This window comes from Achromobacter xylosoxidans, assembly GCF_002192695.1.
GTDB lineage: Bacteria > Pseudomonadota > Gammaproteobacteria > Burkholderiales > Burkholderiaceae_B > Achromobacter > Achromobacter xylosoxidans_C.
On record NZ_MTLG01000132.1, the window covers coordinates 1 to 3,475 of the forward strand.

The 3,475-nt window shown below is 54.4% G+C and carries 3 protein-coding genes and 1 pseudogene; 1 reads left to right on the forward strand and 3 read right to left on the reverse strand.

The annotated features are described in order from the left end of the window. Positions 1 to 166 precede the first annotated feature (166 nt). The 3 genes from BRO63_RS33845 to BRO63_RS33855 are packed head-to-tail and all read right to left on the reverse strand — an operon-like array spanning position 167 to position 2,829. Complete coding sequence (locus BRO63_RS33845; protein ID WP_088143865.1) at positions 167 to 1,060, reverse strand: nucleotidyltransferase domain-containing protein; 894 nt, start codon at positions 1,058 to 1,060, stop codon at positions 167 to 169. Between the two features lie 9 nt (positions 1,061 to 1,069). Continuing rightward, entirely contained in the window at positions 1,070 to 2,035 is a 966-nt protein-coding gene (locus BRO63_RS33850) for a patatin-like phospholipase family protein (RefSeq protein WP_088143866.1), read from the reverse strand. Between the two features lie 29 nt (positions 2,036 to 2,064). After that, entirely contained in the window at positions 2,065 to 2,829 is a 765-nt protein-coding gene (locus BRO63_RS33855) for a hypothetical protein (RefSeq protein WP_179215285.1), read from the reverse strand. A 480-nt stretch (positions 2,830 to 3,309) separates the two neighbouring features. On the opposite strand from BRO63_RS33855, the pseudogene BRO63_RS33860 reads away from it, so the two are divergent. Then, a pseudogene (locus BRO63_RS33860) lies at positions 3,310 to 3,475 on the forward strand (integrating conjugative element protein pill, pfgi-1); the annotation flags it as partial.

Consider the following 3,475-nt stretch of genomic DNA (forward strand, 5'->3'; position numbering starts at 1 on the left):
GATCATGGTCTCGCAGTCCACTTCGGGCGATGTACCCGAATCGGGGCTTGATGTCCTGAACCAGGATGGCGACTCGGTCGAAGTGGCACTAGCCAGGCAACTGGTCGCTGCATAAGACAAAACCATCCAATGCCGGTGACCAATAGGTCACCGGCTTTTTTTGGCATCACCAATCTTTCCAGAGCTTAGCCGCTGCATCGAGAAAAGCGTCGCACTTGGCAGGTTCCCAGCAAGTATGGGCGCTGTCTCGGAGGAGATAATATTGCTCGTTCGCACAGACGAGCTTAGTCTTGTCTGCATCGGTTACTAGCCAGTTGAAGGCGTTAACAAAAGACGCTTCATAACTGCTCCCGAACTTCTCAACCGGCACGTTATATAACAACCCTTCGATGTAGTAAGAAGGCGCCGCGCCGGCTTCAATTTTTCCATCTTCGACGAGCTTGGTGCGCAAGTTCTTCCAGATCCGCACCATTGGCTTGAGCCACTGATTTGCAGCTTGGTGGCGAGTCTTCAGGTTCGCGGAGTGTTGCTTAGGATAGTTAGCAATACACTCGCCCGCTGCATTGTAGAAACATATTCCCTCGTCGTATCGCTCGTCGTGCAGGCCATTGAATTTGTAGTATCTTCGATACTGTATCGCAGGGATAACATCGGCCTTCCTTCGCGTGCCGCTCGCGTCGATAGAAATTGCTTTATCGCCGACATTTACCTCGGCGCCGTAGGCGTCCACCAAGAGGGCCAGAACGTCCCTCTTGAAGTCCGCATGGGTATAGGTCGCGTCGTGATGAGCGCTTCTCCACGCTGCCTGCTCCACCTCACTGAGGCTCTTCCGGTCGCTTTGAAAGCAGTCCTTCAGGACGATGACAATATCTACGTCACTTTCGGAGTAGATGTTCGTGTCATTTCCATACGATCCCTGAAGGAAGACCTCTACATTCTTTCCGGCATATGCGGCATCCTTGCTCTCCAACTTTGCCTTTATCGATTGATAAGTAGAACTCGAACCTTTAATGGCTCCTTGATGGGACCATGTTTCCAACTGTGCTTCGGGAATGGGCATATCGACGCCTTATAGTAGGAATTCTCGCAACCTGGCCTCTCTCGACGCGAACGATTCGCTTCCTCGCTGACGCAGCAAATTGAGCTTTGCCAAGTCGTGTTCCATCAAATCCGTGGCCATTTCGGGCCGTTCGAAGGTGTCGCTTATCCTGATTGTGGGCACTTCACGGAACAGTACCTCTCGGAGTTGATCCATCGACTGCGTATTGATTTCAAGTGTTTTCTGCAGGAGCTGAACGCTCACGAGATACTTCTTCGCGAACCACATCTTCAAACTGGGCTTGGGCTCAGGATAGACACCGACACCTATGCTGACGACCCTCAGATCACTATGTGCAGCTCTCAATGCCAGCACTGCGTCTGCGATGGCATAAAGAGTGGGATTGTTAGCGCAATAGCCACCATCAATCAGTTCTATCTGGTCACCTGCCGAGGTGACTACGAACTTTCGCTCAAAGAACGGATATGCAGAGCAAGAGGCTTGGACGGCATCCGCGATCCTTACCCCGAACCCTGGGACAAATGTCCCCTTTCGACCATGGGCTTGGGCATCATTCGACTTGAAGATCATCGGTTTTTCTGTCATCCATCGTGTCGCCACGATGCCAATGCCGGTTTTGACCTCATCGAAGGTTCTCTCTCCGAATACCTCCGCAGCCAGTTTTTCAAGAGCTGCGGTTCTGGCCGCGGGTGAGCGCTGCGCCATGACCGTCGGCACATGCGTTTTGTACAAATCGTGGATCTGCTCGACTCGATAGCCCAAAGCTAGCAGAGAGGCAATGATCGCACCGGTGCTGGTGCCGAATATCAAATCGAAGCATTCGGAAAGGGGGCGGGCAACCATCGCTTCGATTTCGCGAAGCACGCCGAGCGTATAAAAGCCTTTAGCTCCACCTCCGTCTAACGACAAAACCCTACAGACCTCTTTCGGTTGCTCACTTGCCGGAATTTCCTGAGGGTTAGGTGTGTCGGCCATGCTTGCCTCCAGTTATTTTTTTGAGTGTATCAATCGGCTGGCGATGGACTTTGTGGCGAGTAGATTGAATCATCGGGCGTCGCGGGGGTAGCGCCACGCTCGGACGTGCGGCGCATATTCTCCTCCCGCCATTTTCTTTCTTCTTTCGCTAGGTCGATCCCATCGACATCGAGAAAGAATTCGCGCTGGCTGAAGCGCCTTACCTTGACATGCTCAGGATCGTGGCGACATGGCATGCTGAGATCCAATGGCTCAGCTCCCCGCGCCTCTACCGTTGCAGAGAGCACCTCTCCCAACTTGGTCCAGGCTTCGAATGCGACATCCAAGAGATCCCGCCCCGGAAATTCCCTTATGAGCCAAGTGCGCCATATCGCTGGCGCCGAGTCACAATCTGGGCCGATCAAGCTTCGCATCATCTTGTCGGTACGACAGACCTCCTTGTAGCGCACGTAGGCTTCATTGCTGCTTTCCCAAGGGTGGACCCGGAAAGGAAAAGATATCTTAACTTTGTGTCCCTCCGTGGTGCCCGCGCTACCGCGGCTTTCAAGGTCCAACATGCCTTGATGCACCAAGAAGTTTCGCTTGGTCGTCAGCACCCTATACAGGTCACTATCGCGAAGGGCCTTAAAGACGGGTTCAATTGCATTCTTCAGATCGGAGTGATTCTGAATTTGCATTGTCAGGAGTTGAGGCACCTCTTTGAACGCACGAATGAAGCTATTGAGCGCATATCGGAATGCGTCAGGCTCATGGTAGCTTGCCTCCATTTGGTGCAAATGCCAGTGGCATTCCATCCACCTATCTAAGGCTGGCTCCACAAGTGTGTGAGGGCACTCCATATAAGATCTCCCTGGCAAATGGCATTCGTGCATCGAATGAGGCGAACGGGACAGCGAAGCGCTAGGGGGCGCAGTTACCGTCAATTATGCCCGGCGGCGTCTGTCCACGGGATATCTGGGAGGCGGTCTTTCAACAGGCCACACTGCCCAATACCCCACGATCAATCTCTACGGCCAGCCGGGGTTCAAGCTACCGTTCCGCACTGGTAGCTGCAAATCTCGCCGCGAACACGACGCAAGTGGATGTTCCGGCATCTTCCATGGCTTGCCAATGAGGGACGAGGAAGCTGCGAGAGTAGACACAGCTCAGTTTAAATGCGCGCGTGCAGTCGCGACATCCTTACGAAATCCGGCAACCCGCAGTTCGTATTCCCGGCTGACTCCGCGGCAGCCCGTGGTCAAGGTATTGGCTCATCGCAACCATAGAGCCGAGCCATGCCCGAAAACCACCCATACCTGCGTCTGGTCGGCGCCGGCCTACTGGCCGCAGTCCTGGCCAGCGGCTGTGCGACCACCGCTACGCCGCTCGCGCCGGATGCCATCGAAGAAGCCACGCCCGAACCCGAGGCGCCCGAGTACATCCCCGTCGTGCGCTACGGTC

Bases quoted from the DNA above. Each gene is read 5' to 3' on its own strand.
- BRO63_RS33845 (WP_088143865.1), bottom strand. From the start codon at position 1,060: ATGCCCATTCCCGAAGCACAGTTGGAAACATGGTCCCATCAAGGAGCC.
- BRO63_RS33850 (WP_088143866.1), bottom strand. From the start codon at position 2,035: ATGGCCGACACACCTAACCCTCAGGAAATTCCGGCAAGTGAGCAACCG.
- BRO63_RS33855 (WP_179215285.1), bottom strand. From the start codon at position 2,829: ATGGAATGCCACTGGCATTTGCACCAAATGGAGGCAAGCTACCATGAG.